Source organism: Caballeronia udeis, assembly GCF_044909315.1.
Classification (GTDB): domain Bacteria; phylum Pseudomonadota; class Gammaproteobacteria; order Burkholderiales; family Burkholderiaceae; genus Caballeronia; species Caballeronia udeis_A.
In genome coordinates this window covers 17389-30961 of the sequence record NZ_JBIYEB010000014.1, presented here as the reverse complement: position 1 = coordinate 30961, position 13573 = coordinate 17389, and the positions used below count along the sequence as shown (strand labels likewise).

Below are 13573 nucleotides of genomic sequence, written 5' to 3'. Positions count from 1 at the left end.
ACTAAAACCGCGGCGCGTGGAATCCGGCATCACGGTAAATGGGCGGGCGGCCGCCCGTAATACGGACGGGGTGTATCGGGCGTAGCAGGAAGCTGGGTGTCGCCGCTGGCGGGAAGTTGCGTGGTGCCTTCGTCCGGCGGCTCGACGCTCTCGACCTGCTTTGTCATACCCGCAACGGATGACGCCCTGGGCTTTGCGGCCCGCTCGAGATTTCCGGGTTCGGAAGCGGATACACGCCCGGGTGCAAGAAGTGCTGCCAGCAGTCCGGCCGCCGAAAACAGCACGGCGGCACGGGACCCGGCAACGCCGATTCTGCCAAGAGTGCCGATGATTCGTATGGTTCGCGTAAGGTGGGCGCTCATGCCGTTGTCTGGTAGCTTTGATCTGATGTTTGTTGCACGAACCATTCCAGCTTTACCTGCTTGCCCAGCTTGTCCAGTTTTCCCAGCTTGAGAGTGAACACCGCAGGTTCAATCGCGCTGCAGGCCCGGCGCATCCGTGGCGGTTTCCCTAACCGAGTTCCTCATCTTCGCCCATGCGCAAAATTGTTCTCGCCATCGTTCTTTTTGTCCTGAGCGTCCTGAGCGGCGCGCTTGCATCCGCCGCGAATGCCGCCACCAGCGCAGCCACGCCCGCCGCTGATTCATCAACCGTCACGCTGACCCCCGAACAGGCACGCGCCGCGCTGGCTGTCCTCAACGACCCTGTGCGCCGCGGCCAGATGGAGGACACGCTCCGGGCGGTTGCTGCCGCCGGCGTGCTCGCCACGCCCGCGCAGGCTGCCTCAGGCAGCTCCGCGCCTGCTGCGGGCGCGTCTGCTGCAAGCGGCGCATCGGGCGCGGCCAGCGTGCTGGCGAAGTCCCTCACGAGCAACGGTCTCGCCTCGCAGATTTCACATGAAGCGAGTTACTGGCTCGTGGGGATCAGCAGCGGCTTGCGCCGTTCCGTCGTGGCGCTGCTCGACTACGGCTCGGTCTTGCAATGGTGGCGCCAGCGCATGCTGACCGCCAGCGGCCGCGCGCTGATCGGGCAGGTGATCTGGTCGATCTCGATCTCGTTGTTACCCGCACTGTTGCTGGAATACCTGAGCTCACGATGGCTGCGGCGGTTGCGTGAGCGGCTCGCGGCTCGCGGGGTCGTGGATGCCGATACAACCCAGCCCCAACTCGCGCAGAAGGAGCGGGCGGCGGTGCACGCCGAAGCCGTGGCCGAACGCTCGGGCAACGAGGCGGCTATCCAGGTCGCTGAACGCAAGACCGATACCGCCCGTGGTGTGCGTCACGCCGCGCGGCACTGGACCCTGTTGCAGCGGCTGCCCAGCGCCATCCTTCGCGGTTTGCTCACGTTGGTGCCGCTGATCGTGTTCGTGGCCGTGGCTGCGGTGCTGATGTCCATGTTCATCGACGACAGCACGCCGCAGGGCCGTACTGTCGGTGCGCTGATCGACGTGTACCTGCTGTGCCGCGGCATTGTGATCGCGAGCGGTTTCTTCCTCGCGCCTGACGCTCCGGGCCTGCGCCTGATCCAGATAGACGACGGCGCCGCCCGCTTCACGCACGACTGGCTGGTGCGCATAGTGTGTGTGGCGGGAGCAGGCTCGGCTCTCGCGGAAGCCGCGGCGCCGCTCGGCATGACCGACGCCGCCCATGACTCGATCCTGAAGGCGGTCGCGCTGGTCGTGCATGTCCTGCTCGCTATCGTGATCCTCAAATGCCGCGTGCCGGTCGCAGCGTGGATTCGCGAGAGCGTCCAGGGACGCCGTTCATTCGTACTGCTGGCCAATTGGGTCGCCGACGTCTGGGCCGGGCTTGCAGTGTTTTTCGTGCTGGCGCTGTGGTTCGTCTGGGCGCTCGATGTCCGCAACGGGTATCGCACGCTGTTTCATCTGTTCGGCATCTCGGTTCTCGTACTAGTTGCGGCGCGCGTGGTCGCGATTGTCGCGTTCGGCGCGCTTGGCCGGATCTTTCATAAGGAGGGCAGTGGCGACGACCTGTCGGACAAGTCGATCGCGCACCGGCACGCGTACCGCTATTACCCGCTGATGCGGCGTGCGGTGCAGGCGGTGATCGTCGTGATTACCTTGCTGGCGCTGCTGCAGGTCTGGGGGCTTCACGTCCCGTCGCTATTCTCGTCGGGCGGAGTAGGCCATCGGCTTGCGTCCGCGCTCATCACCATCGCGGTCGCGGCCGCGTTCGCCGTGATCGTGTGGGAAGGCGCGAACGTGATGGTCGAGCAACGGCTGGAAACGTGGACCACGAGCGGCGACCGCGTGCGGGCCGCGCGCCTTCGAACACTGCTGCCCATGATGCGCACCGCGCTTTTCATCGTGATCGCGATGGTCGTCGTGTTGACGGGATTAAGCGAGATTGGTGTGAACACCGCGCCGCTGCTCGCGAGCGCAAGCATCTTCGGCGTGGCGCTCGGTTTCGGGTCGCAAAAGCTTGTACAGGATTTGATCACCGGCATCTTCCTGCTGATGGAGAACGCCATGCAAGTGGGCGACTCGGTCACGCTCGCGGGGGTGTCGGGGACGGTCGAATATCTGTCGATCCGCACGGTCCGCTTGCGGGGCAGTGACGGGTCGCTCTTTACCGTGCCGTTCAGTTCGGTATCGACGGTGAACAACACGAATCGCGGCATTGGCAATGCCGCGGTGCGCGTGAGTATCGCGCTCGGAGAGGACGTGAACCTGGCTGCGGATACGCTCAAGGAGATCGGGGCGTCGCTGCGTGAAGACGATGCGTTCAAGGACGGCATCCTCTCCGACTTCAGCCTGTGGGGTGTGGACGCGGTGGATGGTTCGAGCGTCACGCTCGCCGGTCAGATCCAGTGCCGCGATACCGCGCGCTGGGGCGTGCAGCGCGAGTTCAACAGACGCATTGTGGACCGGTTCACGGAGCGCGGCATCGAGATAGCGAATCCGCAGCGCAATTTCGTGATCGTGAAGGGCGGCGATGCGGGTGAGTTGGCCGCAGCCGTGGAGAGGGATCAGCCGAGAGACTCTTCAGGCGACGCGCATGACGGTGCCAAGGCTAATAATGCCGATGCCGATGCTGGTCAACGCGGCGAGCGCACCATCACCGGCGAGCCTTCGAACTTGCCACCTGAGCGTTCGAAGCCCAGCCGGCCGTAAAACGCTTCGAGTGCGGCGCTATCGGGCGCGGCCTGATCAACAGAAGGCGTGGCATTGCCTTGTCCTTTTTGCGTGAGCGGCCGTGGCACGAGCGAAAGCATGACACCGTGCCGGTCCGCCAGCGCGACCAGCCGCTCCAGAGCCGCCCGTGCATGCCCCCGATGATGTTCCCCTTCGGACCACAAGGCCTCGAGCGCAACGGCTGAGTCGCCGGTAGCCTCGAGCCACATCTCGACGTGCTGGCGGTCCTCGACATGGCTGGCGTGAAACGCATCGATCATTCGTGAAGCGGCGGTGTCGGACATGGGCGCCTTGCAGAGCAAGTGGACTTCACTCAACAGCGGGAAACGAGATAGCAAGAGTAGTGCGTGATGGCCGTTACCGGGACATTTTACGTGGCTTACAACCGCATCCTTCGCCCTTCTATAATGCGCTCAGCGCGCGAGCGTCCGGCGGGTGCATTCGACTGGACGCGTGTGCGTCCAGGCCGTGCACCTTGCGGTGCGTTTCACCTCGCGTTCTCCTTCCACTTACGGTGCCGCCCAGATGAAATCGATCATCCGTTCCTCGCTTGACCTGCTTCGTCGTTCCTCATTCATCCCCTCGGGCATCCCTGCATTGAGCACGACAGCCGCAACGGCAGCGTTCTTGTTCAGTGCTTGTACGCCAACGTTTGCGCAGGCTGCCGATAGCGTCCGCAGCGTCAAGGGCGATAACAAAGGTCAGCCAGTCAAGGTCATGATCATCTCCATGTTCGGTCCCGAGGGTAAGGTCTGGCTCGACAAGCTCGGTCCCTGGAAGGCCATTCGCGTGGACGGACTCTCGCCGGATTATCCCGTGGTGAACTGCAACCGGCAGGAGGTCTGCGTGATGACCACCGGCATGGGTCACGCGAACGCGGCCGCTTCGCTGATGGCGCTCACGTTCTCCGATAAATTCGATCTGCGCCGCACCTATTTCATGATCGCGGGGATCGCGGGTATCGACCCGATGCAAGGCACGGTCGGCTCTGCCGCGTGGGCCAGATATCTCGTTGATTTCGGTATCCAGTGGGAACTCGATGCACGCGAAAAACCGGATAGCTGGCCGAGCGGTTATCTCGGCATCAATACGAAAGGGCCAAACGATAAACCTCCGCCCGATTACAAGACCGAGGTGTTCCGTCTGAATCCGGATCTTGCCGATGCGGCTTATGCGCTATCGAAGAACGTAACGCTCTCCGATAGCCCCGAAGCGCAGGCCGCGCGCGCCAGGTTCAGCTATGCGCCCGCAAACCAGCCGCCGAAGGTGATCCAGTGCGACACGCTGGCGAGCGATACGTGGTGGTCGGGGAAATATATCGGCGAGCGTGCGCGCGAATGGACCAAGCTCGTCACTGACGGGAAGGGCGTGTATTGCACGACGCAGCAGGAAGACAACGCGACATACGAGGCGTTGTCGCGCGCGGCGAGTGCGCATCGCGTGGATTTGACGCGGGTGGCCGCAGTGCGCACGGGCTCCGATTTCGACCGCCCATACGACGGGCAATCAGCCTCCGATAATCTTCTCGATTACGCGGCTCAGGGAGGCTTCGCGCCGGCCATCGACAATTTGTACCGGGCAGGTAACCCGCTGGTGCAGGAGATCGCAACGCACTGGAGCGAATGGCGTGCGGGCGTGCCGCAACGGTAACGGCACGAATTCTCCGGGTCGCCGTCTTTTCGGATCGGCGCTTACCGGGGGCACGAAAGAGGAATCTTCTATTGATCAGTCAATTTTCATAGTCTTTATAACGCTGTTACAACTCGGTGCAACATATTCCGACCGGCTGTTATTTGCCTGTTCTGACGGTCAAATAACAGCCTCAAAAGTGAAAGCGGACTGACAGTTTTTATCCAAGGGTTTTCCTTCACCGCAATCCCGAATGCCGAGTGACCGGCTGTTACAACTTCCCGATTCATCGCAATCCGATTAATTCATCGGGCGCGTCAACCAACTATTGCCCCTATCCGTTTTTTCCCTAAGGAATCAATCGTCAAGCAAACCTTCTGTCGATTGACCCATGCCAACCCGCTTCAAAATCGCCGCCAAAAATCGGTCATACTTTCTTGTTACAACTTTGGGAAAAAATTACCGTTTCTCTCTGTTGTTTTATGGAAATTTATTATTGAGATGTTCTTGATTTCCCGCTGCGTGGTACTTACAATCCGTTTCACAGTGTTGTTACAAGATGTAACTCACTGAAACAAAGTTTGAACGTAGCCCGACAGAACAAACGTTTGGCTAGGCAATAAAGATAGCTGGCAAAAAATGCCGGCAGGGTACTCGGGGTTTATATCGAACGCAGGAAAATCATGAACGGTCGCGAAACGCTGGACTCGATTCGAGAAATCAACTTGTCGTACATCATGCTCGCGCAGCGCATGCTGCGAGAGGATCGTGCTATCGGCATGTTTCGACTGGGTTTGTCTAAGGAACTCGCCGACCTTCTGTCCGGGCTGACGCTCGCGCAGGTTGTCAAACTGGCGGCTTCGGACCAGTTGCTGTGTTTTTTCCGCTTCAACGATCACACCATGCTGGCTGCACTCACGTCGCCCGCGAAGCATGCGGATATTGCCCCGACGCACGCAGCCATCTTGCTGGCCGGCCAGCCAGCGGAACAGTTCCTCTAAGCACGAGAGCGCGCCATGCTTAAGAAGAGCCTCACCGAAGATGCACAGGAAGTTTTCCGCGCGATCGCATTGATCGAACTCGGGGCGCGGATGCAGGTGCTCGAAAGTGAACTGACACTGTCGCGTGACCGGATGATCCGGTTGTATCGCGAGGTGAAGGGTGTATCGCCGCCGAAGGGCATGCTGCCTTTCTCGGCTGACTGGTACATGACGTGGCTCGCGAACATCCACGCATCGCTCTTCTACAACACGTATGTGTTCCTGAAGAAAGAAGCGGGTTGCTCGCACCTCGATGCCCTGACGAAGGGGTATCGGCTGTATCTCGAACATTGCAGGAATAGCGATGTCGAGGCGGTACTTGATTTAACGCGGGCCTGGACCCTTGTGCGCTTTTTCGATGCGGGCATGCTGCAGCTCACGAAATGCTGCCGCTGCACTGGAAAGTTCATTGCGCACAAACATGATTTGCAAGAAAACGTGGTGTGCGGGGCCTGCCAGCCGCCGTCACGCGCGGGGAAGACCAAGAAAGCGGCGGCCGCCCGTCAGGCGAGCCTTGAGACCGCGCTGGTGGAGTTGAGTATGGTATCGACTAACGAAGTGCCGGAACCGACGGTGCTCGAAAACGCGGCGATGTTACAGCCGCGCTCAGAAAGCCTGATTGCACAGGCTGCTTAGGCGGCAGCGGACCGGCGGCCCCGAGGACCATCATTCGATGGGGTGGCCGCAGGACCCGCTGCTGTTTTTTAAGGTTTAAAGGGGTTGTGGTTTTTTTGGGGCTACCGAGGTTGGTAGCCCTTTTGCTTTTTGGCTTTTGGCTTTTGGCTTTTGCTTCTTGCTTCTGAACCTACGCCGACAATAGCGACCCGGTCCTGAACGCGGTCGCACTCGCGACCCTGGCCACTTCCATCCCCGCGGTAGCGAACCGTGCAATTTGCCGCGCATACAGCACACCGCTGGTCGTGCAATTCAAAGGCGTAACCGTATCCGTCAGCGGGTCGACCACATCGGCAATTGCGTCTCCGGCCTTGACCAGCGCCCCGACTTTCGTGCGAAACACCAGCACGCCGCTCACAGGCGCAACAATAGGTTCGGCGCCGGCAAGCGGCGTTGCCGGATAGGAAAGTGCCGGCATGGCAGGGGCGGTCGCATCGATCACGCCACGATGGATCAGGTAGTTGATGATGCCCTGCGCGTCGGTATCGGCGAATTCATACGATACGTCGTGCTGGCTGCGCAACTCCACCGTCACCGAAATACCGCCGTTCGGCACCGGGAAACGATTGCCAAACCTGGCCCTCAGGTCAGACCAGCAAAAGCTGTGAATCTCGTCGAACGGGTTACCCACCGAATTCAACGCCAGCAGCGAAGCCTTCGAATCCAGATATCGCGCAAGCGGCTCCACTTCGTCCCAGATCTCCGGGTTGGTGTAGATGTGCAGCGCCGCGTCGAGGTCGCAATGCAGGTCGAGCACGACATCGGCGTCGTAGGAGAGTTTTTGCAGGGCAAGACGCTGCGATTCGAGCTCGGTTTGCGGTTTTTGCTCGTCCAGCGCCTCGCGCATGGCCTGGCGCACAGCAAGCTTGTTCGCATCGATATTGGCGGACAGCCGGCCTTCCATGCGTGGCGCGATCAGCGCGGCCAGATCGTGGAAATTGCGGTTGAAGTTGTGGCCGCTGTTCAGCTCGAAACGCCCGAGCAGCGTGCCATGCATGTTCTGGTTCAACCCGATCGGGTTGCATACCGGCACGATCACCACTTCACCGCGCAGCTTGCCCGCCGCTTCGAACTCGGCCAGATGCCGCCGCAGGCGCCACGCGACCAGCATGCCGGGAAGTTCGTCGGCATGCAGCGAGGACTGGATGTAGATCTTTTCGCCGCCGCCCGGGCCGTAGTGAAAACTCAGGATAGTGCGGGTGGTGCCGATCGACGGCGAAATCAGGGTGTGCGTTTTGGTTTGCATGATTTTCGATGCACGGCGCTCGGAAACGCGTCGCGCTTGGGAGAGGTGTCGGCGTGTTCAGGAGAGCGGGGCGAGCGTCCGCGACGGCCGCCGGGTGTGCTGCGCGGGCTGGTACCAGGCAAGTTCCTTGACCGGTTATCTGCCGTGCCGCCTGCCCCGGACCTTTGATCTTAGCTGAAAACGGTGGCATTACCGCACCGCGCGAAAAAAGACGCCCATAACAAAACGGGCTCCGCGACAAACGCGGAGCCCGTTTTCTCAAGCGCTCAAGCCAGGTCCGGAACGTGTTCCGGGCTCAGGCCAGGAGACTGCTTAGCTGCCGTACACGTCGAAGTCGAAGTACTTCTTTTCAAGCTTCTTGTACGTGCCGTCCTTGATGATCGAGGCAATTGCCTTGTCGATCTGTGCCTTCAGGTCGGTGTCTTCCTTGCGCAGGCCGATACCCGCGCCGTTGCCGAGGATCGTCGGATCGACCAGATCCTTGCCCACGAACTCGTAACCCGCACCGCGCGGCGTCTTGAGGAAGCCCACGTCAGCTTGCACGGCATCTTGCAGCGCTGCGTCCAGGCGTCCAGCTTGCAAGTCGGCGTATACGCCGTCCTGGTTCTGGTACGGCGTAACCGTTACACCCTTCGGCGCCCAGTAGGTCTTGGCGTAGGTTTCCTGGATCGTGCCTTGTTCCACACCCACCGTCTTGCCCTTCAGGCCTTCAGGTGTCGGCAGGATGCCGCTGCCCTTCTTGGCGATCAGGCGCGTCGGCGTGTTGAACAGCTTGCTCGAGAACGCAATCTGTTCAGCGCGTTGCGGCGTCATGGACATCGACGACAGCACGCCGTCGAACTTCTTCGCCTTCAAGGCCGGGATCATGCCGTCGAAATCGTTTTCCACCCATACGCACTTTGCATGCAGACGTGCGCAGATTTCATTGCCGAGATCGATATCGAAGCCGACCAGCTTGCCATCCGGACCTTTCGATTCGAACGGGGCATAAGAGGCGTCGACGCCGAAACGGATGGTCGAGTAATCCTTCGCATTGGCGGTGACGGAGGTGATCGATGTGACGGCGAGCAGGGAAATCGTCAAAGCCGCGAGCAGTTTTTTCACTGTTTTACTCCATAGGTGGTCAGTACGTCCCGGATAGGTCGGTATCCGGGTTTGTCCGGCGTGAGGCCCCTCGGCGCCGGACAGCTTACATTCAGCGGATTGTGTCCGCGTAGAACCGCAGCAGGTTACCAAGCCAAAAAAATAAGGGAGTTGGTGAAAGTCCCGATAGCTAATCTTGCAACCCTTGTGCGGCCGGGCACTTCGGCTCGTGCAGGTAATTGAATCATTTTTTGTGCGACGCGATTGTATGCCCGATTGGTGAGCCGGATGGTGAGTCTTGTCATGAAGTGCTGCGTCTCGAACGCGCTGGAGAAGAGCCCCGGCCCTCTCAACGGCCTCGCTCGCCGCCGTTGGGATCGGGGCGGCGAGCGGAACAGGTGCCGCGGGGCTATGGCGCGATGTCGATACGGCCGTAAATACCGGTCGTCGGGCTCGGGCCTGCAGCGAAGAACAGCGTATTGAGCGGCTGGTTGTCAACGTTGTTGCCAAACGAGATGCCCCAGATGCCCTTTTGCTGGATCGCCGTGCCGTCGACCTGGGTCAGTGCGCCGATGAACGCACCGGTAGCCGGGTTGAATGCATCGATGGTGCCGTCACCGAAATTCCCGATCAGCAGGTCATTGCTTGCACCGCCGAAATTGGCGGGCGCCATGGCGATGCCCCACGGCGAATTCAGGGAGCCGTTCATGGCGATGCGCTTGACGAAGTGACCGTCGGTGTCGAAGGTGTCAATCACACCATTGCCCGGACCATTCACCTGCGTGCGTCCGTCCTGCCCCACCTTGGCATAGGTGACGAAGACCGTGCTACCCGTCACGCTGATGCCGAAAGGCGCAAAACCCGCGGGCAGCGTGGGGTCCTGGAACAGGCCATCGAGCTGCACCTTGTTGAAGGATTTGTCGAAGACATCGACCTTGCCGTTATGGAAGTCGGTCGCATACAAGAAGTTGGCGGTCCCGTTCTTGCCAATGGCAAGGCCTTTGTACACCGCGCCGCCGGCACCGTCGTCGTAGGCCTTCACGGCGGTGGTCGGCAGCACCTTGGGCGACCAGCCTGCAATCGTCCCGGCTTCCGTTGCCCAGATAAACAGCGCGTTGCTGGTGTTGCCGTTTGCGGTGACCTGGAAGTCGGTGCTGGTGTTGAACACGATGCCCGTCGGGCCGCCGGTCTGGCCGCCAGACGCTGGCGGGATCGTCACCACCAGGGATTGCACGACACCGTTGCCGTCGTACAGCGTCGACTTGCTCGTGGTGTTATCGGAGACCCACACTACGCCCGCCGGATTGAACGCGATGCCCCACCCGTTTTGCAGGTTGGCGTCGGTGTGGGGCGCTGCGCTGGTGCCATCGGAGACCAGCACGGTGGATTTGAACGGACCAACAAGCGGTGCGTTGTTCGAGTTGGAATCACTGCCGCCGCATGCCGCCAGCGTTGCAACGGCCATGCCCAGTAGCACTGACACAGTAAGCTTCTGCTGAAGTTTCATTGATGTTCTCCTCTTGCAGTCCGAGTGGTGTTCGCCGATGTCAGTTCTCCTTTGGTGAGGTCCGGCTAACAGACGAAATGGAATCGCTGGATGAAGCGTTCGATCGTCCCAGTCTGAACGTGTGCACCAAAACATTTATTCCATGCTCGGCAGGATTGAATTTTGTTTTCTATTCCTAATTAAAACTCCATGCCGACTGAAAACGTTCACCGGGTTGCAAGCTGGCGCCAACAGGAAAACAGCTGACCCCTTGCAGATATTCCAATCAAACGAACTATTTTTTTGCGGTTCGTATCGTGGGATTTGGCAGCCGAATGGAATAAAGCCGACGTTGCAAACGTTTAGGTCGATGGATGCCTGGTACGCGTTCGCCGCTTGTCTGCCGCCTCGAAAATTGCTCTCAAGTTTTTCTGCCCGCATCCGTAAACCGGTCGACAAGCTGGTTTTCAGATAGCGCGGTACATGTTTTGTGGCCATAACCCGTCGGCAATTTTTCATAACCCTGTTGCCGAAGATCAAACGAGAACAACCCTATGACTATCGTTCGACGGCTGGTGATGACGCTTGGGATGGCGTTGCTGGCGCTGGCTTTTGTGGGAGGCTACGGGCTCTCGCAGCTTCACGGGTCCTATCAGCGCATAGAGGGCCTCGAGACGCACACTATCCCTGGCCTCAAGTCGATCTCAATGACGCTCGACGATGTCGCCGACATGCGGCTGAACGTGTACCGCTATGTCGTGGATGGAATCGACGAAGCGAGCCGGAGCGCGATCGAAAAAGAAATCGGCGAAGCGGATAAACACTTCGATAGCCACGTCGCCGACTATCAGTCGCTCGGCATGTCCGACCCGGCCGATCAAACCATGCTGGATGCCGACCGGGCGCATATTGCAGCCTATCGCGCCGCTCGCACTGTCTTCTTCGGGAAGATCCAGGCAGGCGACAAGGACGGCGCGCTCGCCATGTTGCACGACGGCGGGGCGGTGCATACGGCGGCAGTTGCGCTGAACAGTGGCTTGCATGGACACCTCAACTACAACATCGAACGCGGCCAGGCGGTACGCAATGAAAACGCCTCGGCTTATAAGACGGCATTTGGCCTGATGCTGGTTATCGTCGCGGGTGCGTTGCTGTTGACGGGGGTGTTCGGGAGCCAGCTTTACCGGTTGATCAGCCGCGGCCTTGGCCGCCTGCAGGACACGCTGCAGAGAATCAGCGCATCGCTGGATTTGTCACAGCAGACGCAGGTTGAGCGCATGGACGAAATCGGCCACACAGCCGTTGCGTTGAACAGCCTGCTCAAGCGCATGGCGGGCGTCGTGGCGGAAGTCAGGGTATCGAGCGATGCGGTGGGCGTTGCATCGAAGCAGATCGCCGCGGGGAACATCGACCTGTCCGCGCGCACCGAGCAGCAAGCCGCCTCTTTGCAGGAAACGGCGGCGAGTCTTGGCGAGTTGACGGCCACGGTTCAGGGCAACGCGGACAACGCGAACCAAGCGAGCGCGCTGGCCGTGAGCACGACCCATATCTCCGATGAAGGCAATCTGGCCGTCGAACGGATGGTCGGCACGATGAACGAGATCGCGTCGAGTTCCGCGAGGATCGCCGAGATCACCACGCTGATAGAAGGTATTGCGTTCCAGACCAATATTCTCGCGTTGAATGCGGCCGTCGAGGCTGCGCGAGCCGGGGAGCAGGGGCGTGGTTTCGCGGTGGTTGCGTCGGAAGTGCGCAGCCTCGCGCAGCGCTCGTCGGTGGCGGCCAAGGAGATCAAGGATCTGATCGAGCGCTCGGTGACGACCATTCAATCGGGGTCGCGTCAGGCCGAAGAGGTCGGGCGCACGACGGCGGAGGTGCAGCGCGCGATCAAACGGGTAGCGGAAATTGTCGGCGAGATTGCCGCGGCGTCCGACGAGCAGGGCCACGGGATCGAGCAAGTCAATCAGGCGATTGGCCAGATCGATGAAGTCACGCAGCAGAATGCGGCGCTGGTTGAAGAGGCGGCTGCCGCGGCTCAATCGCTTGATGAACAGGCGATCCGGTTGAGCGGGACGGTGTCGGTGTTCACGGTCGAGGCGCGGGTGTCGCGGGTGCCTTATCGGTCAGCCGACGCAGGGGTTTTCGCCTGAGTGCGATGATCTGCCCTGACTTGGCTGTTAACCCGGGAGTCAGACGGCTACACGGTCAACTGCTCGATCGGCACACCCGTCAATGAAACGATGAAATCGAAAAACGCCCGCACTTTGGCCGGCAGATGATGGCGGGACGGATAGGCCGCATAGAGCGGAAAGGTCTCGTCGGGCCAATCGGGAAACAGGTCCACCAACCTGCCGCTGGCCAGCAATTGCTCGGCGCCGAGCGCGAGGACCTGCGCGATCCCGTGTCCTGCGAGACATACGCCGTGCATCGTACCGACATCGTTCGCGGTCAGGCGTCCCCGCGCGGCAATAAGGACCTTTTTCTTGCCGCGATGAAATTCCCACTGGAACGGGCGCCCGGTTTCGGGATCGCGGAAATGAATACACGTGTGCGGCTCGCGTTCCAGATCGGCCGGGACGAGCGGGCGGCCATGTTTCTTGATGTACGCGGGCGACGCCACGGTAATGATGCGTGTATCCAGCAGCTTGCGCGCAACCAGCGTGGATTCGCGCGGCTGACCAAAGCGAACGGCGAGGTCGAAACCGTCCGCGACCATGTCGCCGAGCTGATCGCGCGTGATCAGGTCGAGTTGCAGCTCGGGGTATTTCTCTACGAACGCGCCGAGCCTGGGCCCAAGGAACAGGCACGAAAAGAACGGGTCGATATTCACGCGCAAACGCCCACGCACCGCGGATGCTCCTTGCGAGGCGGACGCCGCCGCTTCTTCAAGTCCACTGAGCAGCGGTACGATCTGCTCGTAGAAACGCCGCCCTTCGTCGGTGAGCTTGACTGAGCGTGTAGTGCGGTCGAATAGCCGGATACCCAGCCTCGCTTCGAGACGTGCCACGGAGCGGCTCACGCCGGATTGCGACATATCCAGCACTTCGCCGGCTGCGGCAAAACTGCCGCTGTCGACGATTGCGCTCAATACGCCCATGCCGTTCAACATCCGTTCGTCGAAGCTCATGAGCATGCTCTCCTGTCATTAATCGATCGGAGCTCATGCTATCGCGAAATGTGTGCGGCCGTGGTGCGGCTGCTGGAGAAGAGTGGCATGGCACAACCTGTGCGCGGCGTAGCCAACATTCCGGGGGAGCGAT

11 protein-coding genes are annotated in these 13573 nt (G+C 60.5%); 5 read left to right on the top strand and 6 right to left on the bottom strand.

Annotation, left to right across the window (positions count from 1 at the left end; translation table 11 throughout):
* Positions 1-29: 29 nt before the first annotated feature.
* On the bottom strand, positions 30-362 hold the full coding sequence (locus ABH944_RS22070) for a hypothetical protein (protein ID WP_404608823.1): 333 nt from the start codon (positions 360-362) through the stop codon (positions 30-32).
* 173 nt (positions 363-535) lie between these two features.
* Between ABH944_RS22070 and ABH944_RS22065 the strand changes: the two genes are divergently transcribed.
* The gene (locus ABH944_RS22065) at positions 536-3133 is read left to right on the top strand and encodes a mechanosensitive ion channel family protein (RefSeq protein ID WP_404608821.1); all 2598 of its coding nucleotides are present in this window, start codon (positions 536-538) and stop codon (positions 3131-3133) included.
* Here ABH944_RS22065 and ABH944_RS22060 read toward each other — a convergent pair.
* On the bottom strand, positions 3058-3438 hold the full coding sequence (locus ABH944_RS22060; RefSeq protein WP_404608820.1) for a hypothetical protein: 381 nt from the start codon (positions 3436-3438) through the stop codon (positions 3058-3060). The genes ABH944_RS22065 and ABH944_RS22060 overlap by 76 nt on opposite strands.
* 241 nt (positions 3439-3679) lie before the next feature.
* Between ABH944_RS22060 and ABH944_RS22055 the strand changes: the two genes are divergently transcribed.
* The 3 genes from ABH944_RS22055 (at position 3680) to flhC (ending at position 6459) form a co-directional block, all read left to right on the top strand.
* Positions 3680-4804, top strand: coding sequence for a purine-nucleoside phosphorylase (locus ABH944_RS22055; RefSeq protein ID WP_404608819.1), 1125 nt, complete (start codon positions 3680-3682; stop codon positions 4802-4804).
* A 662-nt stretch (positions 4805-5466) separates the two neighbouring features.
* A complete protein-coding gene (flhD, locus tag ABH944_RS22050) occupies positions 5467-5784 on the top strand; it encodes a flagellar transcriptional regulator FlhD (protein WP_047845882.1) in 318 nt (105 codons plus the stop codon).
* Between the two features lie 15 nt (positions 5785-5799).
* On the top strand, positions 5800-6459 hold the full coding sequence (flhC, locus tag ABH944_RS22045) for a flagellar transcriptional regulator FlhC (protein WP_404608818.1): 660 nt from the start codon (positions 5800-5802) through the stop codon (positions 6457-6459).
* Positions 6460-6628: 169 nt separating this feature from the next.
* On the opposite strand, the gene ABH944_RS22040 is transcribed toward flhC, so the two are convergent.
* From ABH944_RS22040 to ABH944_RS22030, 3 genes are all read right to left on the bottom strand, one after another.
* Positions 6629-7744: a succinylglutamate desuccinylase/aspartoacylase family protein gene (locus ABH944_RS22040; RefSeq protein ID WP_404608816.1), complete on the bottom strand. Its 1116-nt coding sequence runs from the start codon at positions 7742-7744 to the stop codon at positions 6629-6631.
* A 312-nt stretch (positions 7745-8056) separates the two neighbouring features.
* Positions 8057-8848: an ABC transporter substrate-binding protein gene (locus tag ABH944_RS22035; RefSeq protein WP_165102894.1), complete on the bottom strand. Its 792-nt coding sequence runs from the start codon at positions 8846-8848 to the stop codon at positions 8057-8059.
* A gap of 388 nt (positions 8849-9236) precedes the next feature.
* Positions 9237-10334, bottom strand: a complete 1098-nt coding sequence (locus tag ABH944_RS22030; protein ID WP_404608815.1) for a TIGR03118 family protein — start codon at positions 10332-10334, stop codon at positions 9237-9239.
* 533 nt (positions 10335-10867) lie between these two features.
* Between ABH944_RS22030 and ABH944_RS22025 the strand changes: the two genes are divergently transcribed.
* Entirely contained in the window at positions 10868-12463 is a 1596-nt protein-coding gene (locus tag ABH944_RS22025) for a methyl-accepting chemotaxis protein (RefSeq protein ID WP_404608814.1), read from the top strand.
* Between the two features lie 47 nt (positions 12464-12510).
* Here the strand turns inward: ABH944_RS22025 and ABH944_RS22020 are convergent, their stop codons facing one another.
* On the bottom strand, positions 12511-13440 hold the full coding sequence (locus ABH944_RS22020) for a LysR family transcriptional regulator (RefSeq protein ID WP_404608813.1): 930 nt from the start codon (positions 13438-13440) through the stop codon (positions 12511-12513).
* Positions 13441-13573 lie beyond the last annotated feature (133 nt).